Origin of the sequence: Psychrobacillus sp. FSL K6-2843, from assembly GCF_038626375.1 — a bacterium.
In the GTDB taxonomy this organism is placed as follows: Bacteria; Bacillota; Bacilli; order Bacillales_A; family Planococcaceae; genus Psychrobacillus; species Psychrobacillus faecigallinarum.
In genome coordinates, this window is sequence record NZ_CP152021.1 from 662,873 (window position 1) to 689,777 (window position 26,905).

Annotated in this window: 33 protein-coding genes and 2 pseudogenes; 30 read left to right on the forward strand and 5 right to left on the reverse strand. The window is 34.5% G+C overall.

Going from position 1 to position 26,905, the window contains the following annotated elements; genetic code table 11:
• Window positions 1–2 precede the first annotated feature (2 nt).
• From MKY94_RS03260 to rho, 3 genes are all read left to right on the forward strand, one after another.
• Window positions 3–1,280, forward strand: coding sequence for a UDP-N-acetylglucosamine 1-carboxyvinyltransferase (locus MKY94_RS03260; protein ID WP_144539712.1), 1,278 nt, complete (start codon window positions 3–5; stop codon window positions 1,278–1,280).
• 122 nt (window positions 1,281–1,402) lie between these two features.
• Window positions 1,403–2,365, forward strand: a complete 963-nt coding sequence (gene glpX / locus MKY94_RS03265) for a class II fructose-bisphosphatase (protein ID WP_144539710.1) — start codon at window positions 1,403–1,405, stop codon at window positions 2,363–2,365.
• A 115-nt stretch (window positions 2,366–2,480) separates the two neighbouring features.
• A complete protein-coding gene (gene rho / locus MKY94_RS03270; protein ID WP_144539708.1) occupies window positions 2,481–3,764 on the forward strand; it encodes a transcription termination factor Rho in 1,284 nt (427 codons plus the stop codon).
• 75 nt (window positions 3,765–3,839) lie between these two features.
• On the opposite strand, the gene MKY94_RS03275 is transcribed toward rho, so the two are convergent.
• Both MKY94_RS03275 and MKY94_RS03280 read right to left on the reverse strand, forming a co-directional pair.
• Complete coding sequence (locus MKY94_RS03275; protein ID WP_342577979.1) at window positions 3,840–5,384, reverse strand: hypothetical protein; 1,545 nt, start codon at window positions 5,382–5,384, stop codon at window positions 3,840–3,842.
• On the reverse strand, window positions 5,377–5,931 hold the full coding sequence (locus MKY94_RS03280; protein WP_144539704.1) for a sigma-70 family RNA polymerase sigma factor: 555 nt from the start codon (window positions 5,929–5,931) through the stop codon (window positions 5,377–5,379). Before MKY94_RS03280 ends, MKY94_RS03275 begins: the two co-directional genes overlap by 8 nt.
• Before the next feature lie 211 nt (window positions 5,932–6,142).
• On the opposite strand from MKY94_RS03280, the gene MKY94_RS03285 reads away from it, so the two are divergent.
• From MKY94_RS03285 to MKY94_RS03330, 10 genes are all read left to right on the forward strand, one after another.
• On the forward strand, window positions 6,143–7,246 hold the full coding sequence (locus MKY94_RS03285; RefSeq protein ID WP_342577980.1) for a hypothetical protein: 1,104 nt from the start codon (window positions 6,143–6,145) through the stop codon (window positions 7,244–7,246).
• 93 nt (window positions 7,247–7,339) lie between these two features.
• On the forward strand, window positions 7,340–7,891 hold the full coding sequence (locus tag MKY94_RS03290; RefSeq protein ID WP_342577981.1) for a sigma-70 family RNA polymerase sigma factor: 552 nt from the start codon (window positions 7,340–7,342) through the stop codon (window positions 7,889–7,891).
• Window positions 7,876–8,292: a helix-turn-helix transcriptional regulator gene (locus MKY94_RS03295; protein WP_342577982.1), complete on the forward strand. Its 417-nt coding sequence runs from the start codon at window positions 7,876–7,878 to the stop codon at window positions 8,290–8,292. Before MKY94_RS03290 ends, MKY94_RS03295 begins: the two co-directional genes overlap by 16 nt.
• Window positions 8,282–9,601: an FtsW/RodA/SpoVE family cell cycle protein gene (locus MKY94_RS03300; protein WP_342577983.1), complete on the forward strand. Its 1,320-nt coding sequence runs from the start codon at window positions 8,282–8,284 to the stop codon at window positions 9,599–9,601. Before MKY94_RS03295 ends, MKY94_RS03300 begins: the two co-directional genes overlap by 11 nt.
• 153 nt (window positions 9,602–9,754) lie before the next feature.
• Entirely contained in the window at window positions 9,755–9,970 is a 216-nt protein-coding gene (gene rpmE / locus MKY94_RS03305; protein WP_144539694.1) for a 50S ribosomal protein L31, read from the forward strand.
• A 142-nt stretch (window positions 9,971–10,112) separates the two neighbouring features.
• On the forward strand, window positions 10,113–10,691 hold the full coding sequence (locus MKY94_RS03310; RefSeq protein WP_191696663.1) for a thymidine kinase: 579 nt from the start codon (window positions 10,113–10,115) through the stop codon (window positions 10,689–10,691).
• Between the two features lie 329 nt (window positions 10,692–11,020).
• Window positions 11,021–12,100 carry a peptide chain release factor 1 gene (prfA, locus tag MKY94_RS03315; protein WP_144539690.1) on the forward strand — a complete coding sequence of 360 codons (1,080 nt, stop codon included), beginning with the start codon at window positions 11,021–11,023 and terminating at the stop codon, window positions 12,098–12,100.
• Window positions 12,093–12,950: a peptide chain release factor N(5)-glutamine methyltransferase gene (prmC, locus tag MKY94_RS03320; protein WP_342577984.1), complete on the forward strand. Its 858-nt coding sequence runs from the start codon at window positions 12,093–12,095 to the stop codon at window positions 12,948–12,950. Before prfA ends, prmC begins: the two co-directional genes overlap by 8 nt.
• Before the next feature lie 45 nt (window positions 12,951–12,995).
• Window positions 12,996–13,526: a stage II sporulation protein R gene (locus MKY94_RS03325; protein WP_340862620.1), complete on the forward strand. Its 531-nt coding sequence runs from the start codon at window positions 12,996–12,998 to the stop codon at window positions 13,524–13,526.
• Window positions 13,527–13,593: 67 nt separating this feature from the next.
• The gene (locus MKY94_RS03330; protein WP_340862621.1) at window positions 13,594–14,628 is read left to right on the forward strand and encodes an L-threonylcarbamoyladenylate synthase; all 1,035 of its coding nucleotides are present in this window, start codon (window positions 13,594–13,596) and stop codon (window positions 14,626–14,628) included.
• 142 nt (window positions 14,629–14,770) lie between these two features.
• On the opposite strand, the gene arr is transcribed toward MKY94_RS03330, so the two are convergent.
• Together arr and MKY94_RS03340 are read right to left on the reverse strand one after the other, a co-directional pair.
• Complete coding sequence (arr, locus tag MKY94_RS03335; RefSeq protein ID WP_191696660.1) at window positions 14,771–15,187, reverse strand: NAD(+)--rifampin ADP-ribosyltransferase; 417 nt, start codon at window positions 15,185–15,187, stop codon at window positions 14,771–14,773.
• A gap of 781 nt (window positions 15,188–15,968) precedes the next feature.
• A complete protein-coding gene (locus MKY94_RS03340) occupies window positions 15,969–16,364 on the reverse strand; it encodes a VOC family protein (protein ID WP_154311481.1) in 396 nt (131 codons plus the stop codon).
• A 159-nt stretch (window positions 16,365–16,523) separates the two neighbouring features.
• On the opposite strand from MKY94_RS03340, the gene MKY94_RS03345 reads away from it, so the two are divergent.
• The 12 genes from MKY94_RS03345 to MKY94_RS03400 all read left to right on the forward strand — a co-directional run bounded on the left by MKY94_RS03345 (window position 16,524) and on the right by MKY94_RS03400 (window position 23,563).
• Complete coding sequence (locus tag MKY94_RS03345) at window positions 16,524–16,754, forward strand: hypothetical protein (protein WP_340862623.1); 231 nt, start codon at window positions 16,524–16,526, stop codon at window positions 16,752–16,754.
• Window positions 16,755–16,934: 180 nt separating this feature from the next.
• Window positions 16,935–17,324 carry a GNAT family N-acetyltransferase gene (locus MKY94_RS03350; RefSeq protein WP_342578647.1) on the forward strand — a complete coding sequence of 130 codons (390 nt, stop codon included), beginning with the start codon at window positions 16,935–16,937 and terminating at the stop codon, window positions 17,322–17,324.
• A 169-nt stretch (window positions 17,325–17,493) separates the two neighbouring features.
• Window positions 17,494–18,060, forward strand: coding sequence for a hypothetical protein (locus MKY94_RS03355; protein ID WP_342577985.1), 567 nt, complete (start codon window positions 17,494–17,496; stop codon window positions 18,058–18,060).
• Window positions 18,061–18,229: 169 nt separating this feature from the next.
• Entirely contained in the window at window positions 18,230–18,739 is a 510-nt protein-coding gene (locus MKY94_RS03360) for a DUF3916 domain-containing protein (RefSeq protein WP_342577986.1), read from the forward strand.
• 292 nt (window positions 18,740–19,031) lie between these two features.
• Window positions 19,032–19,283: a hypothetical protein gene (locus MKY94_RS03365; protein ID WP_342577987.1), complete on the forward strand. Its 252-nt coding sequence runs from the start codon at window positions 19,032–19,034 to the stop codon at window positions 19,281–19,283.
• A 148-nt stretch (window positions 19,284–19,431) separates the two neighbouring features.
• Entirely contained in the window at window positions 19,432–19,941 is a 510-nt protein-coding gene (locus MKY94_RS03370; protein ID WP_342577988.1) for a GNAT family N-acetyltransferase, read from the forward strand.
• 186 nt (window positions 19,942–20,127) lie between these two features.
• A complete protein-coding gene (locus tag MKY94_RS03375; protein WP_154311471.1) occupies window positions 20,128–20,307 on the forward strand; it encodes a hypothetical protein in 180 nt (59 codons plus the stop codon).
• A gap of 194 nt (window positions 20,308–20,501) precedes the next feature.
• Entirely contained in the window at window positions 20,502–20,807 is a 306-nt protein-coding gene (locus tag MKY94_RS03380) for a hypothetical protein (protein WP_154311469.1), read from the forward strand.
• Window positions 20,808–20,999, forward strand: coding sequence for a helix-turn-helix transcriptional regulator (locus MKY94_RS03385; RefSeq protein WP_154311468.1), 192 nt, complete (start codon window positions 20,808–20,810; stop codon window positions 20,997–20,999).
• 583 nt (window positions 21,000–21,582) lie between these two features.
• Window positions 21,583–22,254 (forward strand): permease, encoded by a 672-nt coding sequence (locus MKY94_RS03390; RefSeq protein ID WP_342577989.1) that lies wholly within the window; start codon window positions 21,583–21,585, stop codon window positions 22,252–22,254.
• Between the two features lie 44 nt (window positions 22,255–22,298).
• Window positions 22,299–22,463: a hypothetical protein gene (locus MKY94_RS03395; protein WP_342577990.1), complete on the forward strand. Its 165-nt coding sequence runs from the start codon at window positions 22,299–22,301 to the stop codon at window positions 22,461–22,463.
• Window positions 22,464–23,317: 854 nt separating this feature from the next.
• On the forward strand, window positions 23,318–23,563 hold the full coding sequence (locus MKY94_RS03400) for a hypothetical protein (RefSeq protein ID WP_342577991.1): 246 nt from the start codon (window positions 23,318–23,320) through the stop codon (window positions 23,561–23,563).
• A 22-nt stretch (window positions 23,564–23,585) separates the two neighbouring features.
• Here the strand turns inward: MKY94_RS03400 and MKY94_RS03405 are convergent.
• Window positions 23,586–23,717 (reverse strand): annotated as a pseudogene (locus MKY94_RS03405) (GNAT family N-acetyltransferase); the annotation flags it as partial.
• Window positions 23,718–23,720: 3 nt separating this feature from the next.
• On the opposite strand from MKY94_RS03405, the pseudogene MKY94_RS03410 reads away from it, so the two are divergent.
• The 5 genes and pseudogenes from MKY94_RS03410 to MKY94_RS03430 form a co-directional block, all read left to right on the forward strand.
• A pseudogene (locus MKY94_RS03410) lies at window positions 23,721–23,816 on the forward strand (GNAT family N-acetyltransferase); the annotation flags it as partial.
• Between the two features lie 154 nt (window positions 23,817–23,970).
• Complete coding sequence (locus MKY94_RS03415) at window positions 23,971–24,408, forward strand: membrane lipoprotein lipid attachment site-containing protein (protein ID WP_342577992.1); 438 nt, start codon at window positions 23,971–23,973, stop codon at window positions 24,406–24,408.
• Between the two features lie 253 nt (window positions 24,409–24,661).
• Window positions 24,662–25,192: a sigma-70 family RNA polymerase sigma factor gene (locus MKY94_RS03420; protein ID WP_342577993.1), complete on the forward strand. Its 531-nt coding sequence runs from the start codon at window positions 24,662–24,664 to the stop codon at window positions 25,190–25,192.
• 2 nt (window positions 25,193–25,194) lie between these two features.
• A complete protein-coding gene (locus MKY94_RS03425; protein WP_342577994.1) occupies window positions 25,195–26,184 on the forward strand; it encodes a DUF4179 domain-containing protein in 990 nt (329 codons plus the stop codon).
• Window positions 26,185–26,440: 256 nt separating this feature from the next.
• Window positions 26,441–26,905 carry a VanZ family protein gene (locus MKY94_RS03430; protein WP_342577995.1) on the forward strand — a complete coding sequence of 155 codons (465 nt, stop codon included), beginning with the start codon at window positions 26,441–26,443 and terminating at the stop codon, window positions 26,903–26,905.

Consider the following 26,905-nt stretch of genomic DNA (forward strand, 5'->3'; position numbering starts at 1 on the left):
TTATGGAAGTTTATAAAATAAAAGGAGGAAAGAGCCTCCGAGGCACGATTAAAGTAAGTGGTGCAAAAAACAGTGCAGTAGCCCTTATACCAGCTTCGTTAATGGCGAATTCTCCTGTTACGATAGAAGGCTTACCTGAAATATTAGATGTTTTCACATTAAAGGAAATTCTAGAAGAGGTTGGAGCCAAAGTGACCTTCTCTAATGGGACAATGGTAATAGACCCTACTAATGTGGTAGATATGCCAATGCCTAACGGAAATATAAAGAAATTACGCGCTTCCTATTACTTAATGGGTGTGATGTTAGGTAAATTTAAGAAAGCGGCAATTGGCCTTCCTGGAGGGTGTCATTTAGGCCCAAGACCTATAGATCAGCATATTAAAGGCTTTGAGGCATTAGGTGCAGAAGTTAGCAACGAGCATGGCGCAATCTATTTAAGAGCAGACGAGCTAGTAGGATCTAAGATATATCTAGATGTTGTCAGCGTTGGTGCTACTATTAATATTATGCTTGCTGCAGTTCTTGCAAAAGGCAGAACTATTATTGAAAATGCCGCAAAAGAGCCTGAGATTATTGATGTTGCTACTTTATTATCAAATATGGGTGCTAACATAAAGGGAGCAGGGACGAACGTCATCCGCATTGACGGGGTAGAAGAACTACATGGTACAAAACACACCATCATCCCTGATCGAATTGAGGCAGGGACATTCATGATTATGGCGGCCATTGCAGGAGATGGTGTAACCATTGATAATGTTATTCCTTTCCATGTTGAGGCATTAACTGCCAAACTGCGAGAAATAGGTATTACGGTAGAAGAGCAGGAAGAGAAAATTTTTATACCAAAAGCAGAAAACTTACAATCGGTAGATGTTAAGACGCTCGTGTATCCAGGCTTTCCTACAGACTTGCAACAACCATTCTCAGTATTGTTAACTCAGGCTGCGGGTACTTCTGTTATTACAGATTCCATATACTCAGCACGTTTTAAACAAATCGATGAGCTTCGTCGAATGAATGCAAATGGTCGAGTGGATGGTAGAACTGCAGTCTTAACAGGTCCTGTTAAGCTTGAAGCCGCAACTGTCCGAGCTAGTGACCTTCGAGCAGGTGCTGCTCTCGTATTAGCAGGGCTGATAGCTGAAGGTGAAACTGAAATCCAAGATATCTATCATATTGATAGAGGATATAGTTCACTTATTGAGAAATTGCAAGGTCTTGGAGCAGATATAAGACGAGTGGAAGTTCAAGAAATTGAAGTAAATAAAGGATAAATTTGAAGGATGGAGGTACCCTTACCTCCTCTTTTCTTATTTGACAAATATGCTACAATGATATCGGAAGAAACAAAGTTGTATATTTATACACAAACCGTAAAACGGGAGGCACAAACTAAATGGAACGTAGTTTATCAATGGAATTAGTCCGAGTAACAGAAGCAGCCGCAATTGCATCTGCCCGATGGATGGGACGCGGATTAAAGAATGAAGCAGATGATGCAGCAACTACTGCAATGCGAACAGTATTTGACACAATTCCAATGGAGGGTGTCGTAGTAATTGGGGAAGGTGAGATGGACGAAGCACCAATGTTATACATTGGAGAAAAGCTTGGACATGGCACAGGAGGTCCTCAAGTCGATGTAGCAGTAGATCCTTTAGAGGGTACTAATATCGTAGCTTCTGGAGGCTGGAATGCTTTAGCAGTTCTAGCAATTGCAGATCGCGGAAATTTACTTCATGCACCAGATATGTATATGGAAAAATTGGCAGTAGGACCTGAATCGGTTGGCCAAGTAGACATAAACGCATCTGTACTTGATAATTTACGTGCTGTAGCACGTGCAAAAAACAAAGATATTGAAGATGTTGTAGCTACAATCTTAGGCCGCAACCGTCATCAAAAAATAATTGATGAAATTAGAGCTGCAGGGGCTCGTATCAAGTTAATCACTGATGGAGATGTCGCTGGAGCTATTAACACTGCTTTTGACGATACAGGCGTAGATATCTTATTCGGCATGGGTGGAGCTCCAGAAGGAGTTATCTCAGCTGTTGGATTAAAATGCTTAGGCGGAGAAATTCAAGGTAAGCTTGTCCCACAAGATGAAGCAGAGCTTGAAAGATGTAAGAAAATGGGGCTAGATGTCAATAAGGTTTTACGTATGAATGACCTTGTTAAAGGCGATGATGCAATCTTCGCTGCAACTGGAGTTACTGATGGAGAGCTTCTTCGAGGAGTACAATTTAAGGGTGCCTTTGGTTCAACCCATTCCATTGTAATGCGTGCGAAATCCGGAACTATTCGTTTCGTAGAAGGCCGTCACAGTTTAAACAAAAAACCGAATTTAGTACTATAAAACTAAACTTCTTTGTATACCCGATAGTCCGCTATCGGGTATCCTCTAAATAAACTTCTTTCCTTTTAATCCAGTAAAGTAAACAATAAAATATAGTAAAGAGTGGTGCGTGCTAATGACACAAACAACAATTAATGAATTAGAGAATATGACGCTAAAAGAGCTCTATACTCTCGCGCGCAAGTACAAAATAGCTGCTTATAGCAAATTATCAAAAAAAGAACTTATTTTTGCAATCTTAAAGTCTCGCGCAGAGCAAGAAGGCTTTTTCTTCATGGAAGGTGTCTTAGAAATTATTCAGCAGGAGGGCTTTGGTTTCCTACGACCTATTAACTATTCTCCTAGCTCTGAAGATATTTATATTTCAGCTTCACAAATCAGAAGATTTGATTTGCGTAATGGCGACAAAGTAACTGGAAAAGTACGTCCTCCAAAAGAAAGTGAACGATATTATGGACTTCTTCATGTAGAGCTTGTAAATGGAGAAGACCCAGAAATCGCAAAAGAGCGAGTACATTTTCCGGGGCTTACACCTTTGTATCCCGATCGTCATATCAAATTGGAAACGACACCAGAGAAACTATCTACCAGAATTATGGATTTAGTAGCACCAGTTGGATATGGTCAACGTGGACTGATCGTGGCACCACCAAAAGCCGGGAAAACATTGTTGATTAAAGAGATTGCTAATGCAATTACTACGAACCATCCAAATGCTGAGCTAATTGTACTGTTGATAGACGAGCGTCCAGAGGAAGTAACGGACATTGAGCGTTCTGTTAAAGCTGATGTAGTAAGCTCAACCTTTGATGAAGTACCGGAAAACCATGTCAAGGTTGCTGAGCTTGTATTAGAAAGAGCTATGCGTCTCGTAGAACACAAACGCGATGTTATCATTCTAATGGATTCTATTACTCGTTTAGCGCGTGCCTATAACCTTGTCATTCCGCCAAGCGGACGTACTTTATCAGGTGGTATTGACCCAGCGGCATTCCACCGTCCAAAACGCTTCTTCGGTGCTGCCCGTAATATTGAAGAGGGTGGAAGCTTAACAATTCTAGCCACTGCTTTAGTAGACACTGGATCGCGTATGGATGAAGTTATTTATGAGGAATTTAAAGGTACAGGTAATCTAGAGCTTCACTTAGACCGTAGTCTTGCCGAGCGCCGAATCTTCCCTGCGATTGACATCCGTCGCTCCGGAACGAGAAAAGAAGAATTACTTATACCTAAAGACCAGTTGGATAAACTATGGGCTATTCGTAAAACATTTTCAGATTCTTCCGATTTTGCAGAGCGTTTCTTAAAAAAGCTTCGTCAATCTAAAACGAACGAAGGCTTCTTCGAGCAATTAACCGAAGAAATGAAAGCACATCGTAGCGGGAAAGTAACACTTTAAAGTTAAAATACAGTAAAATATCTGTAAGAATAAAAGAGGGTTCTGACATTAGTCAGGACCCTCTTTTAAATGTTTTTATTTGATTGGCTTCAAAGATTCCAACAAATCTTTTGTCTCTTGATAAGTAACTGATCCGCTCACTTGGCTCACTACCTCATAAATATATTCATCTTTGCTTCCAATGAAATGAGTACCTGTAAGATTACTTAGCTCATATGATCTCCATTCTATTCCGTTTACAGTAAAAGTTTCTTTCATTTCTCCCTTATCTTTTTCAAAATCACTGGTAGTACGAATAAGAGAATTTTTATGATATGTTCGTAGGTAAAATACACCTAGGTCATTCTTATACGTATACGTAAGATACCCATGGTTAAAGTTTTGATATTTCTCATACATTGCTGAGAAGATTTCAAGATCAGGATGATTGAATTCATATAAAAAAGGTAAATCCTTACGAAGTAATTCCAGAACTTCGTCCCTATCTTCTTTAATAGTATCAGCTTGGGCTACCATTTCTATTTCTTCTTCTTTTGGATCAGGGTGTAAAAATTCCTTTTTGACGAAAGGTTTAAAGCCATCTAGTTTTGGTACAAATTCTTGTAGATTAATCTCACTATTCACGACTAAATATTCAGGATGAAGATAACTAGCTAGTTCACCATTTATATCATACGTTTCGTATTTAATTAAGATTCCAGTATCTTTATCTACCCAAAAACGGAATGTGTCAATAGTTCCTATCATGTTAAATCGACTTTTCACTTGGTCATCGATTTTTCCTTTAAGAACAATAGTGTTATGATCTAACAATGCTTCATTTTGTTTTTCAATTTCCCATAAACTCATATTTCTTAAATAAATAGAGGCTTCTTCATAGGGGAATAAGGATATGCCTGATCCTCCGATTGGTGGCCGTTCCCTAAAATCGTTATCAGATTTATATATATCTTTTAAGCTAATACTAAGCGCTTCCTCAAGAGTTAACGCATCTTGAGTTGGTGCCTGTTGATAGTCATTGACAAAATAAGTCTTGGTATCATGATATTTTATCCAAATTTTTTCGTTATTATAATTGATTTCTTGAATCAATTTTTCGTCAAATAAATTTGTACTTTTTTCGTAGCCGCCGATTTCATTTTTTATACTTACTTTAAACTCAGTGATATCCTTACTATCTGAATCATCAGCATAAATGTCATAATTTACAAATTTACCGGTTGCTGTATCAAAATTATCTACTGAATTTAACATCTTTAAAAAAACATCCTCTTTTGTCATATCTTCAAAAGATTCTTCCTTGGCAGGTGGTTTAATAAAAGACATTTCGTTTTCTAGGACATTTAAAACATTCTCACTGGTGTTATTTAAAAAAACAGTTTGGTTTTCTGTAGATAAAATCCCTAATTCACTCAAAATAAAATAACTTATTCCTAAAAAAAACAGACAGGTTGCACCTAGAGGTAATAGAAAGTGAATAGTTGGCTTTAGATTAAACCGTTTCTTTTTTCTATTTTCTATTGCTTGTCTTACTTTTTCTTTATTTTTTTCATTAAAATCAATGTCCTTTAAAACAGTTTGGTTCATATTATCTGTAATATTTTTAAATATCTTATCCATTTATTTTGCTCCCTTCTAGTGAATTTTTTAACAAAAGGCGAGCCCTATGTAGTCTGGACTTAATTGTTTGTAAGCTGAGATTTAATAAGTCAGAGATTTGGTTATAAGACATCTCTTCGTAATAATATAAAATAACAATTTCTCGATACTTCACTGGTAAGCAAAGAATTTTTTCAGAAATCAATTGTTTATCTTCTAAACTGATGATTTCCATTTCAGGCGATTTATTTGTACTCTTTGTTTTTGAAAAAAATTCTGTCAGGACGATATTTCTAAAAGACCAACTTCTTAACTTATCCTTACACAAGTTCACCGTGATTCTGTATAACCATGTCTTATAAGAAGACTCATAACGAAAGTTGTCTAGGTTTTCGTAACATTTTATAAATACTTCTTGTGCAATATCTTCAGCGAGTTGCTTCTGCTTCATATAAGTGAATGCTAAACGAGCTACATTTTCACCAAATTCATTCATTAACCATTCAAGTTTTTCCTCACTACTTATGTCCCTTCTGTCTTCCACTTTTATATCTTCTTTTTGAACCATCCTCTACACCCTTTCAATTGTTAGACGAAGCAAGTTCTATTTGGTTGTAAGAAATTTACCACAGAGTTTTGTTTTTTTAGCTGGTTATTATTTAATATTAAATGATTATTTTTATTCAACTAAAGTAATGAAGGATTATCTAGTGTTTTATTGAACTTAATAACAGAGGCGGAGGCAAGTCTAAAAACTGTTGCCAGAAAGGAAACTAATAATGAAAAAGGTTGAAATTGATAATATCATTGGTAAATTTAAAAATGAAAATATAAAGATGGAAGGTATTACAGAACTAGGTGAGGGAGCTTGGCATAAGGTCTACAGGTTAGAGAGGAAAAACGAGGATGACCTTGTACTAAGGGTTAGGAAAAAGATAGCTTATGGGGAAATTCAAGCTTTTAAGGATATTGACTTGATTACTGAATATGAATCTGCAAAGGCTTATTACTTACAAGCAAATCAGTGTATGGATTCAATAAGTCCTTCTTTCTATGAATATTACATGGATGATTCCTTAGTTTTTAACATTGAAAGTTATATGGGTGGTGAAAAAACTTTTAAGAGCCTTGAACTTTCTGAAGCATTTGAAGTAGGAGAGAAAATCGGAAACTTTCTTAAAATAATGCACGGAAAAAATCCTGATTTAAATGGGTACGGCAATCTTGAATGGAATGGTGAGCGTCTTGAAGGAGAGTTACAACAAGAAGTAAGTCAAATTTGGCAAATGGATAATGACTTTTATATAAGAATATTAAACAAGTTGAAAGATACCAATTTATCATATAATCGCGATAAAGTTGGAAATATGATATTAAAATTAATAGAAGATAGAAGGAAATGCCCACAAAAGATATCTCTGGTCAACCAAGATGTAACACCAGAGAATATTATATTTAATATAGATAACCTTTCTATTATTGATCCATATCCAAGATTAGATTTTGATATGAAATATGCTGGTTTTTTCGTTTTTTGTTATAACTTCCTTCTTCCAGCCTATTCAAATACGGATAGATATAAAAAACACTCTTATAATCAGTATTCAAATATATTGACACGTATTGCAGAAGGTTTTATTGAAGGCTATATAGAGGGCAATGATTATTTTTATAAGAATTTATTGGATGAATACATCTTGTGGATATTATTAGAGGCTTATGAGCACTATGAGATATTAAATGAAGATGTCTTAAATTCTAAGGTGAGGCAACAAATGGGCGATGAAGAGATGATTAAGAATAGATTAGCACTATGCTTAAAGGAGTTAGACAATGTAGCATCTGATAATGCTTTTCCTTATTTAAATTACAAGATGGAATAGTTATGTTATCGCTAACAAATGAAGAATAAGAATAAATACTGCAAACTTTTTCGCCTGCACACTCGTCTAATGTGCGAAAAGGGGGGGGAGACGGTGGAAGAATTATTTGTAGCAGATGCTAAATCAACGAATTATGAGCAGCTTATCGATGAATTGATGAACACATATGGTCAAGATATATTGCAGCTAGTATATGCTTATGTACATAATGAAGCTCTGGCAGAGGATTTAACGCAAGAAATTTTTGTGAAGTGCTTCAAGGGGCTACCAACCTATACTGGGCGGTCATCCATTAAAACATGGCTGTGGCGTATTGCCATCAATCATGCCAAGGACTATTTAAAAAGCTGGTACAACCAGAACGTAAAGGTAACAGAAGATGCTATTTTAAGTAGAGCAACTATATCTTCAAGTGTTGAACAACTCATTGTACAACAGGACGAGGATACAGAACTTGCAGCAGCTGTTATGAACTTACCTATAAAATATCGTGAAGTGATCTTTTTATTTTATTTTGAAGAATTATCAATTAAGGAAATTGCAGCCGTCTTACAATGTAACGAAAATACAATTAAAACAAGGCTACGAAAAGGTAAATTTTTATTAAAGGGTATATTGGAGGGGTCTGAATGGAAGAGAGATTAAAAGGATTAAAAAAAGCCATGAAAAATACTACGTTTGAGAGCCTACAATTTTCGGAGGAACTTCAGCAAAAAGTGAACGATCAAATCAGACAAATCTCTCCAGTTGCTTTAACAGAAGTAATGTTACCTTTTTTAATAGAGTCAAAGACTGGTAGAGAGCTAGCAGAAATTCTACATATAACGGGGGAAAAATCTATCCTTTCAAATGAGGGCTGCATATATACCCATCTTCATCAGGCAGAACAAAACGGAATAATAGATTCCTTTTGGGCAGAAGACGGTGAAAAATATTATAGATTATCGAAAAAAGGTAAGAAACTATTGCAAAAAGAGTGTCCTTCACCATCTAATCGTTTCTCTCTTAAGCAGTTATTTCTAGAGGTGACCACCGATGAACATTAATCAATATTTACAGTCGGTTGTAGCCCATATTCGCTCCAAAGAGGCAAAGGTCTATGTGGAAGCTGAGCTAGCTAAACATATGAAACACTCGAAAATGGCTTGGATGACAAAAGGATATACAGAAACAGACGCAGAAGATAAAGCAGCATCAGAAATGGGCAGTCCTATCGAGCTTGGTAAATCATTGAACAAGGTCCACAAGCCTAAAATAGATTGGCTACTCCTGTCTTTATTCATCGGAATACTATTTCTTAGCTTTTTGCCGATTTTAGCTTTAAATCAACCACAGTATGATTACAGATTTGGTCATATGATTCCTTTATTTTTGTCTAATCATATACTTCATATAATTCTTGGATTTGTCGTAGCTATTGGATTGATGTATTTTGATTATCGAAAGTTTGCGCAATGGGGTTATATTTTTTACGGTATAGCTTCTTTATTTATTATATTCTTATATGTTTTTCACAACACTCAAATAAACGGTGAAGTAATGTTTGAGATAGGTTCATTAAAATTGCAGGTTTGGATGGCTATTCCGCTATACTTCATTGCCTGGTCAGCATTGTTTACTAAAGAAACCTTTGCACTATGGCAAGGGATTGTGTTAGTGTCGCTATCATTCCTTTTGTTTAGCTATATAGCAAATTTGTCGGCATTATTTATTTACAGTGTACTTGTTGGCGTGTTATTTATGTATAGTAAATTTTCTAGAAAGCAAAAAGTTATAGTAGTCGGAGCTGTGGCGACTTTAATCATTAGCTACATAATATTTATGTGGCTCAGCTATCAAAATGGCATTATAGAGAACTATCAGATTGCTCGTTTATTAGGTTATTTAAATCCACTTGCTTATGCTGAAAATGCGGGTTATATGTATGTACTGCTCTCTGATCTTCTACAAGGAGCAAAATGGTTTGGATCTGGAGCTTCCCTTACCATTCCTGAGGCTCATACAGATTTGGTGTTTGGACATTTAATACAATCCTATGGTTTAGCGTTAGCTCTTGGGATAGTGATAATTTTAAGCTTATTCGTTATTCGCTTTATACGAATCTCTTTAATGACCAAGCATTCCTTTGGTAGACTACTGATTATAGGATGTATAGCAATTTTCTCTACACAATTCATATATACTGTTGCGATGACGCTCGGAGTGGTTCCTATAGTATCTTTGTCACTGCCGTTTCTAAGCTACGGATTTATGCCGACCGTTCTCAATTCCTTCTTGTTAGGGTTGGTTCTCAGTGTCTACAGACGCAAAAACTTTATACAGGATGTATCTTTTTCAAAATTAAATGCAAACTAATGACTTGTATAGAACAAGATGACGTGTTATTATATGAGACGTAAGATTATACATTTCTGCTACATATGCGATTGACATCAATCGGATCGTGTAAGGTATCAGTTTCATAACCAACTCTGTTCCAGATGGTTCAGGGCGAGAGGAGAGATAGAGATGAAAGCAGGAATTCATCCCGATTACAAAGAAGCAACAGTATCATGTTCATGTGGTAACACATTCACAACTGGTTCTGTAAAATCAGACATTAAAGTCGAGTTCTGTAACGAATGTCACCCATTCTATACTGGACGTCAAAAATTCGCAGCTGCGGATGGCCGTGTTGATCGCTTCAACAAAAAATACGGAATTAAAGAAGAAACACAAAACTAATAACAAAATACCTGCAGAGCACCTAGTGCTTTGCAGGTATTTTTGTTTGTGACAATTCGTCTAAAAGAGTTTCAGGTATTCCACTCGTATGATATAAATAGATAGAAGTAAAATACATAGTCGATAAGTAAGGAGATATATCATGGCTCAACTATTTTTTAAGCATGGCGCAATGAACAGTGGAAAATCAATTGAAATTTTAAAGGTGGCACATAACTACGAAGAACAAAATAAACCAGTCGTTATTTTTACACCTGGTATTGACACTCGAGATGAAGTAGGACATGTCTCAAGTCGAATCGGATTGAAACGTAAAGCTAATGCTATTTTTGATGACACAGACCTATTTGAATTAGTAAAAGAAATTGATCCAAAACCGTATTGTGTGCTAATCGATGAAGTGCAATTCTTAAAAAAAGAGCATGTTCTTCAGCTTACGCAAATAGTAGATGAGCTTGATATTCCGGTCATGGGCTTTGGTTTAAAAAATGACTTCCAAAACGAAATGTTTGAAGGAAGCAAATATATGCTGATTTATGCCGATAAAATTGAAGAAATGAAAACAATATGCTGGTTCTGCCATCGTAAAGCAATTATGAATCTGAGAGTAGACGAGAATGGTCACCCAGTATACACAGGTGAACAAATTCAAATCGGAGGCAATGACTCCTATTATCCGGTTTGCCGTAAATGCCATGCTAATCCTCCGCTAACTCATTGAAGTGCGTGATTAAGTAAGTAGGTATTTCATTTGAAAGCCGGGGAACCTTGCGGAGTTCAGCCAGATCCTTGCAGAGACGGAGACAAACCTTGCGGAAATGGTCCAGAACCTTGCAGAGAAGGTTTATTTAAACCTAAGATTGGTAAATGAGTGGGAAGCGAGCGAAATTGCATCTTCGCGAGCCTTTTAATGAAAAGAGCAGTCATCTATTCACTCGTTAGCTTAAAAGCCCTTAATACGCAGTTGAAGCAAAACAGAAAAAGTAGCAAGGACTGTACTTTTTCTTTATAATAGTACTATTAGACACATAAATGAACGAGGTGAGCTCGATGTTTGATCGATTACAATCGGTAGAAGACCGTTATAATAATTTAAATGAATTGCTTAGTGATCCAGATGTTGTCAATGACACAAATAAGCTAAGAGACTATTCAAGAGAGCAATCGAATTTGCAGCCAACAGTGGATGCTTATCGAGAATATAAGGAAGTAAAAAGCCAATACCAAGATGCAAAGCAAATGCTTGATGAAAAGCTTGATGCTGACATGCGAGAGATGGTAAAGGAAGAGGTAAGTGAGCTGGAAGGCCAAATTGCTGAGCTAGAAGAGCGCTTGCGCATTTTATTGATACCAAAAGATCCGAATGATGACAAAAACGTTATTATGGAAATTCGTGGAGCAGCTGGTGGTGACGAAGCTGCACTATTTGCAGGTAACTTGTTCCGAATGTACAGCCGTTTTGCGGAGACGCAAGGCTGGAAGATCGATATTATGGAATCCTCACCTACAGGTCTAGGTGGATTTAAAGAGATTATCTTCATGATTAATGGTAACAATGCCTTTTCTAAGATGAAATATGAAAATGGTGCACATCGTGTGCAACGTGTTCCGGAAACGGAGTCAGGTGGACGTATTCATACTTCAACTGCAACTGTTGCAGTACTTCCGGAAGCTGAGGAAGTAGACGTGGATATTCATGAAAAGGATGTGCGAGTGGATACTTTTGCATCTTCAGGTGCCGGTGGACAATCGGTTAACACAACGATGTCAGCTGTTCGTATGACTCATTTACCTACAGGTATTACTGTATCAATGCAGGATGAAAAATCTCAAATTAAAAACAGAGAAAAAGCAATGAAAATCCTTCGTGCTCGTGTTGCGGACAAGTTTCGTCAAGAGGCACAAGCGGAGTATGATGCAGTTCGTAAGTCTGCAGTAGGTACCGGAGACCGCTCAGAGCGAATTCGTACTTACAATTATCCACAAAATCGAGTGACTGATCATCGTATCGGTTTGACTATTCAAAAGCTGGACCAAATTTTAGAGGGCAAGCTGAACGAAGTCATTGATGCGCTAATTTTAGAAGATCAAGCAGAAAAACTAGAAAGAATGAATGATACGAATGTCTAAGACAATCTATGAGGCCCTAAATCGGGCTTCTTCTTTTTTAGGGGAAAATAATCGTGAAAAAGAAGTAGCCCGCTATCTATTACAATTTGTCCTTGGAAAAAATTATTCGCAGCTTATGATGGCTATGTATGAGGAGATATCCACAGAAGATTTTAATACTTTCTGGAGCTATGTAGAGGAGCATACGACGGGAAGACCCTTTCAATATATTATTGGTCAGGAAACTTTTTACGACCGAGAGTTTTTAGTAAATGAGTCTGTTTTGATTCCTCGCCCAGAAACGGAAGAATTAATAGAAGAAGTAAAAAAACGCGCATCCGTAATATTTAGAGATGGGGCTCCCCTGCATATAGCAGATATAGGAACAGGGAGCGGAGCAATAGCTGTAACTATTCAAAAAGAAATACCTCATTCTCTAGTAACAGCAACCGATATTTCTGAAAAGGCGCTAGAGGTTGCAAGTCATAACGCTAGGCGACTTGAGGCAACTATTAATTTCAAGCACGGAGATTTATTGCAGCCGATTATGGATGAAAAGTGGGACATAGTGTTATCTAATCCTCCTTATATTGGGCATGATGAAGCTCCATCCTTATCAGATACAGTCATCGATTTCGAGCCACATTTAGCTTTGTTTGCTGAGGAGGATGGATTACAGCTTTATCGAAAAATGGCTGTAAATCTCCCAAGTTTGATGAAAATACCAAGTTTAATAGGTTTTGAGATTGGCTATGAACAAGGAGAGGCAGTAGCAAATATGCTTCAAAAGGCTTTTCCTAATGGGAAGGTAGAGATTGTTAAGGATATCAATGGAAAAAATCGTTTTGTTTTTTGTACAAATGCTGAATAAGATATGAATCTATTGGTAACAATGTTCCTAAGGGAGGAATGTTATATGTTACCAGATTACGAGATAAAAAGAGCAACCTCAGTAGGACAAAAAATTGACGCAACAATTCTATTTGTATGGATGCTATTAGTCATTCAAACATTTTTGTTTTTGTTTATCCACGATACAGAACAAACTGAAGCGATGCGCTTTCGCTTAGTTGCAAATAGTAATACTGTCTACGATCAACAGGTAAAGAAAGAAGTACAGGAAATAATAGCTCCAATGCTTATCAATTACGAGATGAACCCAGAACAAACATATACAGAACTTGAGAAAGTTGTGGAAAGCTTATCATCAAGCTTCCAAGAAAAGATGACAATTACTAAGGGGCAAACTATGTTCCCTCCTAAGGAATGGGAGAGTGGAATTGCTGCTCAAACCAATGTCGAGGCGATTGTCATTTCAATTGGAAGTGGTAGAGGAGACAATTGGTGGTGTGGCCTGTTTCCAAAGGCTTGTTATAAAGAAGAAGTAAAAGAGGAAAAGCCTAAGTTTTTTGTATGGGAATGGTTAAAGAAGAAATTTTCCACATAGTTTTCCACAATAATCTGAAAGTTATCAACATTTTGTGGATAAGAATGGAAGAAGGGAGAGATTATGTATGAATACAAAAATTTTAGCTGTGGGTAACTTGTCCACAGAAGAAGCAACTTATGCACAAGCTGTTCATTTATTAGAGTCTGGCGAAGTTGTTGCTTTCCCAACTGAAACGGTTTACGGCTTAGGAGCAGTTGCTACTAATGAACAAGCAGTAGCAAAAATATTTGAAGCAAAGGGAAGACCACAGGATAATCCCCTTATTGTTCATATTGGCTCTAATGAAGAAATTCATGAGTTTATTTCGGATATACCGAAAATAGCGCAGGAGTGCATGGATGCATTTTGGCCAGGACCATTGACGCTGATATTACCATTAAAGCCAGGCATATTAGCGAACAATGTTAGTGCAGGATTGAATACGGTTGGAGTAAGAATGCCTAATCATCCAGTAGCTTTAAAACTATTAAGACAACTAAAGCAACCGGTTGCCGCTCCAAGTGCCAATAGAAGTGGAAAACCAAGTCCGACGAAAGCAAATCATGTATTCCACGATTTAAACGGAAGAATTCCTTCCATAATTGATGGTGGAGTAACAGGAATGGGATTAGAATCAACAGTGTTAGATTGTACTAGTGAAATACCAACTATCCTACGCCCAGGTGGGATTACGAAGGAAATGCTTGAGCAAGTCATTGGCCCTGTTAATGAAGCTAAGCTGACAGATCGAGCGGAAGCACCAAGAGCGCCAGGGATGAAGTATGCTCACTATGCACCAAATGCTCCTGTTTTTTTAATAGATGCGTCGTTAAATTCTATTCGTAAAGCTATTGAAAGCATACATAGAGAACAAAAAAAAGCGGCTCTAATTGCAACAGAGCAGTTCCAGTTGCCAGAGGCTGACTATTATTTCACATTAGGAAACGACGGCCAAATAGATGAAGCTGCTCATTTGTTGTATCAGGCGCTTAGAAGTTGTGACGATACGGATGCGGATATAGTACTCGTTCCAGTATTTCCGAAAACAGGAGTTGGAGCGGCGATTATGAATCGTTTAGAAAAAGCCGCAAATGGCAAATGGTATTTGGGAAATGACTAAGAAAAGCAAAAAAGACTTTTAAGTGCCATTTCTTATTACAGATACTAGAGAAAATTTAAGAGGACGATCTTGGCGTAAGTCAGGATCAGGCTTCTTCCTTAATTTTTGGTATCCTAAATTATTACCTTATAGATATTCTGGGTTAATCGTATATTACATTTTTTCCTTGTTCACTTAACTTTTTTAATGATGTAAGCATATGATTTACTTCTTCGTCGGAATGTCTTTCCCATGAACTTAATTCAGCGATTATTTTCAAAGGAGATTTAGAACGATAAGAACGTGTTGGGTTTCCAGGAAATCTTTTGTCAGTTAAGTTCGGATCATTTTCAAAAAAACCTAATGGTTCTACAATATAAATTCTTTCTTTTGATTTAGATCTTGCTAATTCGGCACCCCATTTAGCAGCATCTAAGGTTGCAGTAAAATAAATATAGTTAGATTTTTTATCTTGGTAATTTGATAAGTGTTGGGCTTCTAATAAATCTCCAATTTTTAGTTCTGCTTTAGTACCATGAAAAAAAGGACCGTTATCTAGGATATCTGTTTTGTCATTCATATATTTATACACTCCTTATATTTTTAGATTTGGAATACTAGTATAGTATGGGGATTATAAAAAGAGTAGTCTATATTTAACCTGTAAGTAATGTTATAATGTAAGTAGAAAGAATGATATTGAACGACAATTACCTTTTTACCTTTTAATTAGCAATCATTTTTTTTGTGAAAAATAATACTTAAGCTTACAGTGCTGTAGCTATACAAGACCATCAACTTGATGGTCTATTTTTACGTCCAAAAACATCAATTAGATATCGGTGGTCCATTGTGTGAAATGTTACACTTAAATTAACGAAGCAGCTTAGAAGGAACTATTCGATGGAACAGAGAACATTACTTAAGATAAAAAGTCTTGCGGAGGAGACAATGAAAAAAACTCTGATTTTTATACTCTTATGTGTATCAATGGTACTTACATCTTGTGTTGGACCATATACATCGACAACGTCTTATTTGAAAATCATGGAAAAAGGTCACTCGGACAATTAGTGGATAAAAGCTTATGACCCGAATAATGACACAGAAGAAAATGCTTTTAATATCGTTGTAAATGAAGAGATGGCTTGGAATCTAATGGAGGAAATAAAGAATATTTTACAACTTATTCGAAAGAGGGAAATCATCCTTGGATTTTAGACCAAATAGAAGACATGAAAATTGAACCCCAAAAATGAGAAGAGAATGGTAGTTTTTATTTCGCATTAGACTCATTATGTGTACTAGAAAGAAAGGCGCAAAAAAATTACGCCTGTAACTCAAATAGTAAAAAAGATTTTTTACTGTTCTGGGTGAAGAATATTGCAGGCACTTAACCAATTTCCAGAAGGATCTTTAAATCCAAAACCTCCAAATTCGCCTTGTAAATTTAAAGGACCAACTTCAACTTGTTTTCCTTCAAGCCACTCATATAATTCTTTTAAGGAAGGAGTATAAAAGTCAATTACGCTATGAACGATATTAGTATTTGTATTTCTGAATGATAATCCATTAATTTCTTCCGTTTCAACCAAAAAAATCGTTGGAACTCCTTTTGATTTCATAGTAAGCATAGCATTTTTTTCTCCTTGAAAGTGGACTTCGGCACCAAGGATATCGATATAAAACGCTATAGATTCTTCTAAATTAGTAACAGGTATTTCCATTGTTGCAATATGTGATATTAAATTAGTCATAGTAGCCTCCTGTGTTTTGTTTACACATATATTTTTCTACACTCAATTAAGAAATCCCTCTTAAGTTTCAAGCCTTTTATGGAACAAACGTTGCAGGATAATTGAATAAAGAAGATTGAAAGGAAAGTAATTCACACAAAAAAAATGGAGGTATAAAAGGTGGACATATTACTCTGGATATCTATTGGTTTCATAATAATCGGATTTGTTGTTCTCATTTCTATGAAAAAAGGTATGGAAAGTAAGCTCGATTTTATAACAGCAAATAGGGAAGAAGAGGAAAGTTTAACAAAATCTAAATCCATCATTTGGTGGATAGTGAGCACCACAGCTTGGGGAATAGTGAGTATGATCCTTATTGTTTGGTGGTTTCATAATCACTTTGGATAACTGTTGGTTCAATTGTACTTGCAAACGGGTAGCTTTACTTCAAGAAGGAGTAAAGCCTTTTTGCTGCCTTTTGAGGTGACTTTTTCATATTGAACTAACGACGTAGGTTAGTTGAAGAAGAGAGCTCTATACTATAATTGAAAAATGAATGAAAAGCCAAAGGGGGATGACAACTTGAATATGCAATTTTTAAGTTTTTCTGAAAGACCATTTAAAGGCACTGAACTTATGATGCTCTATAAAAATGCAGGTTGGTGGGAAGAAAGAAATGAGCAAGATATCGAAGAAATGCTAAAACAAGATATATCAATTGGTGCGTGGATTGACGATAATCTTATAGGGTTCGCAAGAGCGATTTCAGATAATAAATTTAGGGCATACATTGAAGATGTAGTTATACATAATGAATTTCAACATACAGGTATAGGAACGAAACTTGTATCAAAATTGTTGGACGAACTAACTCATATTGATGTTATTAGCCTATTTTGTGGAGAAGATTTAATTTCGTTTTACGAGAAAAATAACTTTAAGTTCAGTAAGTCTCAATATGTATTGCATAGAAAATGAAAAATTTCTTCTTGAACAAACAGGTGCATTAGTGAAAGATCGTTGGGCTGCTTAGGCGGCTCTTTTTTTATTAAACTAAAGGTGCAGCAGGTTAGTTGAAGAAATAAAGAGCCTTTTAATTTGAAACAATTATAGATTTGGAACGTACTACCATTAAGGGGGTGTCGTGATGGAAAAAAGTAATAATAAAGCAAAATTCATTACTTTATTTAGCTTATTGTTGTTCATGTCAGGGTTTATGTTAGCTGCTTGTTCTCAGGAAGAGACAGAAGACGCAAATAAAGAAGTAATTATAAAGGTTCTTGAGCATCAATTTACTGGTCCTGATGAGAAGTTTGTAGAGCTTGTATGGAATCCTAAATATAGGACTGTTGTGAATAATAAGGAAGAGAACAAAGAGTTAGATAAGTATGTAGAAGAGGTATACGGTCCTTACTTTATAGATTCTTATATTAGCTCTTTCCTAGCTACATCCGGGACCACATATCCAATTATTGCTCATCTCACAGAACATAAGTTAAGCCTTAAGGATGTCAAGATTGAGCAAAGTGAGCAAATGCCCACTAGATACACCTTTATAGCAACGGTTGGTTATCAGAAAAATGGTGAGGAAGAAAAAACAGCAAATATCTCAGGTGAAGTTATATTCTCTACAAAAGAAGAAGGGAAAATTGGTCGATTCCAATATAGAGATGAAGATGGTCTAGGATATATAATGAATGACATGAACAATTGAATTATGCTCTTGTTATTCAAGTAACGAGTTACTTTACTAAAAGAGGGAGCCAAGCCTTTTTACTTATTGAACTAAAGGTGGCAGGTTAGTTGAATAAGGAAATGGTAAAAAACAGCAACTATATATTACAAAAAGGTTAAATCGAATGGAAAATAGTTAGGGGATAAAAATGCGTAATAAGAAGTTAAGAGGTTTAAAGCGAAAAACAGGAAATATGATAAAGCGAATAGAGGAGGAAACTTCTGATTTTCCTTTGGATTTTTATAATGGGTATTGGCATCTTCATTTACCAGTTGCCCAAGGTTTTATTGATTCCGATAGAACTCCTTTTGGAATTAAGAGACTTTGTGTTCAAACTTTATTAGAACAGGCTAAACATTTAATTGAAATCAAACCAAATACTCCTGATAAATATCGAGTGGTTGTTTACATTAGTTTCCAAGCATTGTTTGATTCTCAAATTATAGTGTTTGCTGGTGATTCTCACTTCGAGGGGTTCTTTAATAGAAATGATGAATTTCAAAAATGGATTCCCCTGTCCGAAAAAAGAAATTTAGAGAGTGATTGGAGAATAAATATCCCTAAAGATATGAATGCCTTAGGATTTAAAGAAGAAATAACCGATGAAGATGTGGAAATTTATAAAAGAGATATTTGGTTTATAGGTGAATTAGAGTAGGCTAAAGACAATATCTTATTAAGTTATTGTCTTTAGCAGAACATGGCCATCTTTTGATGGTCTATTTTTATACCTAAAACATTAAGTTGATCCCAGATATGCATTGCGAAATGTTCCACTTGAACTACCGGTGCAGATTAGTTGAATAAGAAGGTTTTTTGGCGATTGTATTGAATAAGTTAATATATGTAAATTATTGGGCAAAAGGAGTGCTTTACTTCAAGTCTGGGGTAGCACTTTTTCTTGAACCAACGTCCAGGTTTATCAAAGAAAGATTTTAATGGGGGATTATATGATTAGCAAAACAAAAGACTCTAAATATCCAAATTTCAACAACTATTTTAAGAAATTATTTCCCTTTATTTTTATCCCAACTTTACTAGTATCTCTGTTCAGTGATTCTTACATTACAAATAATCCGTTTGAAGAATTAGAGGATTATGGTTCCTTTTTATTTGTAATATTATTTTCCTTATTAATGGCAACCATAATTAGCTCAGTAATAATTAGTCTTATCTGGACATTTACTAAAAAGGTCGATTAAGTTGTATAGTTGTCATTCCCAGTGCCTGCCGTTCATCAACTAAGAAGTGCTTAACTTGAAGAGCATTGAGATGCTTAGACAGCTCTTATTCTTATTGAACTAAAGACGCAGTTTAGTTGAACAAAGAAATCTATTGGGGGATAGTAGATTGAATACTAAAGACAACAATATACGCTCCATAAAAATTAGAAATTTAAGCATAGATGACTATGAAGTTGTTTTAAATTGGAGTAAGAATGACATTTTTTGTTCAGCGAATGGCTGGGAGAAAAATAGAAGTGAAGAAGAATTGTATAGATGGTGGCTTCATTGTATAAGTAATAAATCTGAAGATTTTGTTCGAATGGGAATAGAATTGAAAGAAAGGTTAGTTGGGTATGCAGATTTAGCTTGTATTAAAGATAATACAGCTGAATTAGGTATTGCAATTGGTGAGAGTACATTATGGGGAAAAGGAATTGGGACTAATTCTATTCTATGTATGATGGATTACGCTTCTAAAAAGTTAGGAATTACAATTTTTAATGCAGAAACCCACGAAGAGAATATTCGCTCCAGAAAAATGCTTGAGAAAATAGGGTTTATAGAGATAAGCAGGATGGGGAATGAAGAATACTTAGGAAGGGAAAACCAACTAATACAATATAGATATAAATAAATATGCTTCTATTTCTTATTGAACTAAAGGGTGTTTTGCAAAATATGGCCATCTTTTTGATGGTCTATTTTTATGTCCAAAACATTAAGTTAATCCCAGATATGCATTGTGAAATGTTACACTTAAACTAACGCCGCAGGTTAGTTGAATAAGAATATTCTAGTTAATCAGGAAGGGGCAAGAACAATGAATAGATTTGTAATGCCACACATGTATTTGTTTTTTGGAATCATATTATTTATTTTGGCAGAGTTCACCGTTCCAGCAGGAGGCTTTTATTGGCTTACATTTTTCATTTCAATAACATGCATTGTTATTGGATTGATATGGAATGTCATTTTGTTATTATTTAAAAAGAGAAGTTAATCGAATAGCATAACTTATACCAATGAATTAAACTAACGAGGTGCTTTACCCCAAGAAGGGTAAAGCATTTTTTCTTATAGAGAATTATTCCCTTATTTATGAAGAAATGTAAAAAGTATTAGACATTTGATCAGTCAGTGATACAATAAAAATGTCAAATTATTTTTACATTTATTACGAGGAGGAAATAAAATATGGACTGGATTATTTGGGCTGTTTTATTTAGTATCTTAGGGATTAGTGCTATTTTAATTATCGTTACTCTTATATCTTTACCACAATTGGGTGATGAAAGAAAAAATTTTATTAAAATGAAAGCCCAGTCCTTCACTTTTGCAATAGTAATCGGATACGCGTTAATTGAACTTTTTAAAAAAATATATATAAATATTTGGAAAAACGGTTCGTATGAGGGTATAAATCCAATTATCTTTCTCATAACGACTTCCATTATATATTTAATTTCATTACTATTTTTTAGGAAGAAATATGGTGGTTAAATGAAAAATCACATTAAAGTATTAAGGAAATCAGCAAAATTATCCCAAGAAGAACTGGCTAAACTTTGTAAGGTATCTAGACAAACGATAAATGCAATTGAAAATGATAAATATGATCCTACTTTACAATTAGCTTTTAGTATAGCTTCTGTATTGGACACTACAATAGATGAGCTGTTTGTCAATAAATGAAAAATCAACAATCGGACGAGATTGTTGAACTAGCTTCACTTTCCTTCTTCAACTCCCATGAAAATTAAAAAATGCTCAAAATATACAAAAATGCATAACAAAAGAGACTCAGAAATTGCTTTTTTTAAAAAAAGGCTGAGCCTTAGAATGTTTATATTAAGTTAAAAGGTAAATCAAGAATCAACTCCATATTCTTGTAAGAATAAAGGCAGGCTGGTGCAATAACCAGAGTAGGATTAATCTCCCCTGAGTGCTACTCATATAGAGTGCGACAGTCTGTGATGCACCGTGGTCGTTGGAGTCAGACTAACGGATGGGCTCAATGGGGCATCATAGTTCATCGACCTTCTTCGCCAGCCACAGTATCGTATACCCGTTTTTCACATTTTCATTCTCTGTGGTGTAGCGCTGGTTTTGCGCTACATGGATGGCTAACGGGGCGGTTTAGTAAAAAAGGATAATTGCATATTAATAACTAATTGTTAATGAACAGAGTAAAGAAGGATAATTAAGTGATAAAAATGAGTTCAAACCGTGTAGAGACATTCAATGGCGAAAAATTTATTTGTAGGGTGATAAGTAGATGATAGGAATAAGTATTGCAACGAAGTGGGAATATGAAGCAACACTGGAATACTTTAGCGTAAAAAATAACGAACGTTTTGGTTATCCATATGGCGAGTATTTCATAAGAACAATTAATGATACTGAGCTTGTTTTTTATAGTACAGGTGTAAGAAAAGTAAATGGTGTTGGTGGTAATCAATATATGATTTCTAAATTTAATTTAACTAAAGTAATCGTTGCTGGAACATGTGCAGGAATAGATGAGAAGTTCAGTAATTTGGATATTTTTGTACCCGATAAAGCCGTTCAATATGATTGTACAGTAAAAGAAACTGAGCCTCTTATTAAACAATCCTTCATAGTCGATATTGATTTATCGAAATATGGAAATGATTTTTATACAGGAACAATTGGCACCGCTGATAAAGCAGTAGTTATGTGGAAGGACTATTTAGAACTTAAAGAAAACGAAATAACAATAGCCGATACAGAAGCGGGTGCAATAGCTTATGTCTGTAAGAGGAATGATGTTGAATGTATTATTATTAAAGGAATATCTGATTTTCCAACAGATGAAAGAAACTCTGATAAATTCGAATCGAACATTGAACAGATTAATGTTTATTTAGAAAACACACCCAAAGTTATGAACAAAATATTTAGCAAATATTTAAAAAGATTTATTTAAATAAATTTAAAGTTAAATAGAAAGATTATGATTGTTGATGAAACTTGTCTTTTATTGAACTGTTGTTTTCCGATAGTTCCAAATCCTTTATTTTTTGTGCTTCCGGTAAATATATTGTAGTAGGTGTTAACTGGAATGCGAAGTTGATTGGGGTGGAAGTAGAGCCTTCGGAATTACTTGAAGAATTGGAAGAAATATGTGGAAAATAAGCTTATTGAACGAACGGGTGCTTTACATAAGGAGAAGAGCCTTATTCTTCTTAAACTAACGCAGCAGTAAGAATAACAGAGAGGTTATTTAATGAAAGATGTAATAAGCCTAATAGATACAAGTAAAATAAGCGTTGATGAATCAGATATAAAGGCAACAGAAGATAAGTTAGATGCAGTCTTCCAAGAGCAATAGAAGGAACTTTTCAAGTTAATCAATAATGCCGAAATAGGTGAATGGACACTTTATCCTATCAAAGACCATAGAAATTCAAAATAGACTTGGGATACTTTAAAACCGAGAAAAGGACTGTAAAAAAAATATGGTTACTGGGGACCAAACATGACGGTTGAGTATATTAATTTTAGTAAAAGAAAGTAGGTAAATATGAAGTATTTAAAAATAGTCTTCATAATATATACAGTAATTTGTATTATCGATGCTTTGTTATTATATAAAAAATATAGTAGAGTCCAAAAATCTCAAGAGGACATGGAACAGTTGAAAAAAACCATAAAAAGAAATTTTATATTTTTAGTAATTTTTATATTAATGGGGTTTATACTAATAACCCTTCGCTAATAGTGGTGGTATTTCTTATTTGTTAAAAAATTAATTTGATTCATAATAAAGCTTATAGTACGACAACTCTCTTTTTTACAAAAAAATAATCACTAAATTCAATTGGAATACAAATAAGTCATTATATTTAACAAACAAGAAAGTACTTGGAAAAAAGCTGCTCAAATGATGATTCGCATAGCGGAAGTTGCAGCAGTAGAGATTGCTGTCTTTGCTTATTGGACCGGAGTATTTGCACATAAATATAAACCAAAGAAATGAGGCGAGCTTTTTGATATATACTAGTATAGGAATATTAATAGTAGGGATCATAATTGCAATAGTAATGAGAAGCATATATCCATTCTTTGAATCACTTATCTTTGCGTGTGTTGCATTACTATTTGATTTATTTCAATTAATTTTCAGCTTTTTAGGAGATCGTTGGATGTATCATACAGTTATTCCATTAATATTATTGGCGATAGTTCTCTTTTTTACAAAAAAGTTAATCAATAAATTCAATTGGGAATATTAATAAATCATTTTATTTAACACTCGTTTTCAGGGTGATAGCCTACAACAATCTTTTTGGCATTCGGTAATTTAGCCATTTCTGAAATCATTAATTTGGTTGCAGCTTTACCTATACCCTTGCCTTGGTATTCCTCATCCACCATTATTCTATAAATCAATTAGGCGCACATAATTTATACTCGAGTTTGGGATTTATTGAGAATGGTGATAGGTTCGGTAAGGAAATGGCAGTTATAAAAAATGTAACCGAGTGATAGGTCGATAGAATATTTCCATAAGAAAGGACCATTCTTTGGTCCTTTCTTATTGTGCTAACGGGTGCGTTAGTAAAATAGAGCAACGTCATAGAATACTTTGGATTTGGTAGATTTTATATTTACTTTCAGAGATCGGAAGGAGATGGTTGCAATGAAAAGAATATTATTTTTTACGTTAATTGTTATTATTCTAACCGGTTGTAATGGAACACCAGTTAGAGGAACTTTTGTACAACCAGAGGGCAAGGTTATTTTAGATAATAATGAATTTATAATGAATATCGGTGAATTCAAATGGAAAGAGCATGATTTTGAAGCAAGTAAAATTAGGACTTCTGATAATAACGAACTAGCTGATGAATTCAGTACGTTAGAAGGGGATAAAGGGGAGAAACTAATTTTTGAGATTGATTATAATCCTACTTCAATAGTCGCAAATCAATGGAACACAGATTACACAAGTGATGCGATTGAAGTTAAAGACAACGAAATAACCCTGCCATCAGAAGAGGGATATTATACCTATGAAGTTATCGTAAAGTGGCCTCAAGGAAAGGCAACTTATATTTTTGATATTGATGTAAAATAAAAATATAGAGACGTCGAAGTTTCAAGAGTATTAATTAAACGAGCGGAAGATATTATATCTGTGGTGAATAGTGCATTTTTATACTATATGAGATATTCTTGTTAAACTAACGCAGTAGGATAGTTCAACAAGAGCGTACCGAAATGGATAATTTAACTTTCTAAAAATCGTCATTTAGGCGATTTTTTATTTTTATTATAAATAGTTTAAGCTAAATTGAACTTTGCATTGTCTAATAGGTGTAAGTCAAAAAATGAGGGGGGGGATTGCAATAATACACTTGGTGAAAAAAGCTCAGAAAGGGAATGATAAAGCATTTATAAAGATTTTCCAAGAATACGAGGAAGACATTTATCGAATGGCTTTTGTATATGTGAAAAATCAAGAAGATGCTTTAGATATCGTTCAAGAAGTAGCTTATCAGTCATTTAAAAAGATACAAACGTTGAAACAACCAGAATATTTCAAAACGTGGTTAATGAGAATCACGATTAACTGTGCAGTTAATCTTGTGAAAAAGAATAAGAAAGTGCTTCAATTTAAACCGAATTTCGAAGAAAATATTGGTTCAGATGATGAAGGTGTTTTGCTTTCAATTACATTACAAGAATTGGTAGATACCTTACAATACGATGAAAAAAGCGTTATCCTATTAAAGTTTTATAAAAATTACACTTTTATAGAGATATCAGAAGTATTGGAAATCCCACTTGGTACTGCAAAATCAGTGTTATATCGTGCATTATATAAACTTCGTAAAGAGTTAAAGGAGGCTGGCTGGTAGCTGTGAGTAATAAAATAAATGACGAGTTAAATAAAATAAAGATTCCAAAAGAATTACATGAAAGATCAAAACGTGGTGTAAGGAAAGCGAAATTAGAGAATCAAAAAAGGAGAATTAAAAATCCGGTAATCGCAGTAGCAATGGTTGGTGTTTTGATGTTTGGCGCAAGCTCCATTTCTCCCGCATTTGCTAGTACTTTACAATCAATACCAATTATAGGTTCAATATTTGGGACGGTTGGAGATATTGGATTGAAAGAAGCAGATAAATCTGGTTTATCTCAAATTACAAATGAAACATTTTCAGTTGGAGAATCATCTTTTATGATTAGAGAAGCTATTTATGATGGTAGCAGACTTTCATTAGGATTTATCATTACGAATTATTCGAATGAGTTACCTTTTAAAAAAGCAGCGTATAAAATTGATGAAATGAATTTTTATGGAGGGGCAAGCAGTCAAGGAGAGTTTATTAATGATAAGGATTATGCTGGGATAATCAGTTTTATTGTTCCTAATGAATTGAAAAGGGATTCTTTTAATTTTTCTATTTCTTTTGATGAGTTTAATGGTAAGAAAGGAAACTGGAATTTGAATATTCCAGTTACTAAAATTGAGGGAGAATCGTTTCTTGTTATGGACGAGGCTACTTCTAAAGATTATAAAATTAAAATGAAAAAGGTAACTTTTACATCAGCAACAACAGAAATAAACTTTGATTTAACCGAGCCAATCAATGCTGAAGAACTAAACCAAATTATACGCTTTCGTTTATATGATGATCAAGGAAATGTTGTAAAGGAATTAAGTGCTGGCGGCGGTGGTTGTAGTGATTGTGAAAATATAGATGGAAAAATAACATTGGATACGAGTGTTCAGTATGAACCATTAAAGCATATACCAGATTATTTAATTATTGAGCCGTACATTAGTAGTACAAGTGAAAATATTGCCGAATTAAGAATGGAGATTCCACTCAAAGAAAGTGAATAAATTCAAGAGGAATTATTATTCTTTCTTAAACTAACGGGGGGTGCTTTACTTCAAGAAGAAGTAAAGTATAGTATTTTTCTTATTGAAATAAAGCAGCAGTTTAGTTCAATAAGGAGGTATTATTGGAAGGGTGTCGAAGTAATTGTTTTATGCGGAATTCAACATAATATCAAATAGACTAATAAAAACTAATGAATGAAAGTTTCTTCTAAATTACAGAGAATATTATAGAAAACACCAAGTGTAGGGGGATGAAATGAAAAAAATAATAAAAATTGTTTTTAATATAAGTTTCGTGGTGTATTTATTTGTATTAGTAGTTCTATTATTCTTAGGCACAAGAGGCTTTTTAAGGTCTGATTTAACAATGATAGAGTATATAAAGAATTCATCTAATTTTGTACCGTTTAAAACTATAAATACATACATAAGGGCATTGTTTGACAGAAGTATGAATATAGATATACCTATCAAAAATATCTTTGGTAACTTATTTATGTTTTTGCCAGCGGGGATTTACCTACCTTACTACACAAGAAAGATAAACAAGGTAAGTGATTTTCTAATTTTTATGAGTATATTGTTAGTTTTAATTGAAGTAGTTCAAGTGGTTACAAGAAGAGGTAGTTTTGATATTGATGATTTTATTCTTAATATGCTTGGTGCTTTGATAGGATTTGAAATTTGGAAAGCGAAGGTTGTACAGAAATTGCTTAGATAG

What these genes read in the sequence shown, in the direction of transcription:
- rho (WP_144539708.1), top strand. Translation starts at nt 2,481, where the DNA reads ATGACACAAACAACAATTAATGAATTAGAGAATATGACGCTAAAAGAG.
- MKY94_RS03415 (WP_342577992.1), top strand. Translation starts at nt 23,971, where the DNA reads ATGAAAAGAATATTATTTTTTACGTTAATTGTTATTATTCTAACCGGT.
- MKY94_RS03310 (WP_191696663.1), top strand. Translation starts at nt 10,113, where the DNA reads ATGGCTCAACTATTTTTTAAGCATGGCGCAATGAACAGTGGAAAATCA.
- MKY94_RS03380 (WP_154311469.1), top strand. Translation starts at nt 20,502, where the DNA reads ATGGACTGGATTATTTGGGCTGTTTTATTTAGTATCTTAGGGATTAGT.
- MKY94_RS03430 (WP_342577995.1), top strand. Translation starts at nt 26,441, where the DNA reads ATGAAAAAAATAATAAAAATTGTTTTTAATATAAGTTTCGTGGTGTAT.
- MKY94_RS03340 (WP_154311481.1), bottom strand. Translation starts at nt 16,364, where the DNA reads ATGACTAATTTAATATCACATATTGCAACAATGGAAATACCTGTTACT.
- glpX (WP_144539710.1), top strand. Translation starts at nt 1,403, where the DNA reads ATGGAACGTAGTTTATCAATGGAATTAGTCCGAGTAACAGAAGCAGCC.
- prmC (WP_342577984.1), top strand. Translation starts at nt 12,093, where the DNA reads ATGTCTAAGACAATCTATGAGGCCCTAAATCGGGCTTCTTCTTTTTTA.
- arr (WP_191696660.1), bottom strand. Translation starts at nt 15,187, where the DNA reads ATGAATGACAAAACAGATATCCTAGATAACGGTCCTTTTTTTCATGGT.
- MKY94_RS03295 (WP_342577982.1), top strand. Translation starts at nt 7,876, where the DNA reads ATGGAAGAGAGATTAAAAGGATTAAAAAAAGCCATGAAAAATACTACG.
- MKY94_RS03280 (WP_144539704.1), bottom strand. Translation starts at nt 5,931, where the DNA reads ATGGTTCAAAAAGAAGATATAAAAGTGGAAGACAGAAGGGACATAAGT.
- MKY94_RS03375 (WP_154311471.1), top strand. Translation starts at nt 20,128, where the DNA reads ATGAATAGATTTGTAATGCCACACATGTATTTGTTTTTTGGAATCATA.
- MKY94_RS03330 (WP_340862621.1), top strand. Translation starts at nt 13,594, where the DNA reads ATGAATACAAAAATTTTAGCTGTGGGTAACTTGTCCACAGAAGAAGCA.
- MKY94_RS03355 (WP_342577985.1), top strand. Translation starts at nt 17,494, where the DNA reads ATGGAAAAAAGTAATAATAAAGCAAAATTCATTACTTTATTTAGCTTA.
- MKY94_RS03360 (WP_342577986.1), top strand. Translation starts at nt 18,230, where the DNA reads ATGCGTAATAAGAAGTTAAGAGGTTTAAAGCGAAAAACAGGAAATATG.
- MKY94_RS03390 (WP_342577989.1), top strand. Translation starts at nt 21,583, where the DNA reads ATGATAGGAATAAGTATTGCAACGAAGTGGGAATATGAAGCAACACTG.
- MKY94_RS03325 (WP_340862620.1), top strand. Translation starts at nt 12,996, where the DNA reads ATGTTACCAGATTACGAGATAAAAAGAGCAACCTCAGTAGGACAAAAA.
- MKY94_RS03300 (WP_342577983.1), top strand. Translation starts at nt 8,282, where the DNA reads ATGAACATTAATCAATATTTACAGTCGGTTGTAGCCCATATTCGCTCC.
- MKY94_RS03275 (WP_342577979.1), bottom strand. Translation starts at nt 5,384, where the DNA reads ATGGATAAGATATTTAAAAATATTACAGATAATATGAACCAAACTGTT.
- prfA (WP_144539690.1), top strand. Translation starts at nt 11,021, where the DNA reads ATGTTTGATCGATTACAATCGGTAGAAGACCGTTATAATAATTTAAAT.
- MKY94_RS03420 (WP_342577993.1), top strand. Translation starts at nt 24,662, where the DNA reads ATGAGGGGGGGGATTGCAATAATACACTTGGTGAAAAAAGCTCAGAAA.
- MKY94_RS03350 (WP_342578647.1), top strand. Translation starts at nt 16,935, where the DNA reads ATGCAATTTTTAAGTTTTTCTGAAAGACCATTTAAAGGCACTGAACTT.
- MKY94_RS03285 (WP_342577980.1), top strand. Translation starts at nt 6,143, where the DNA reads ATGAAAAAGGTTGAAATTGATAATATCATTGGTAAATTTAAAAATGAA.
- MKY94_RS03260 (WP_144539712.1), top strand. Translation starts at nt 3, where the DNA reads ATGGAAGTTTATAAAATAAAAGGAGGAAAGAGCCTCCGAGGCACGATT.
- MKY94_RS03365 (WP_342577987.1), top strand. Translation starts at nt 19,032, where the DNA reads ATGATTAGCAAAACAAAAGACTCTAAATATCCAAATTTCAACAACTAT.
- rpmE (WP_144539694.1), top strand. Translation starts at nt 9,755, where the DNA reads ATGAAAGCAGGAATTCATCCCGATTACAAAGAAGCAACAGTATCATGT.
- MKY94_RS03385 (WP_154311468.1), top strand. Translation starts at nt 20,808, where the DNA reads ATGAAAAATCACATTAAAGTATTAAGGAAATCAGCAAAATTATCCCAA.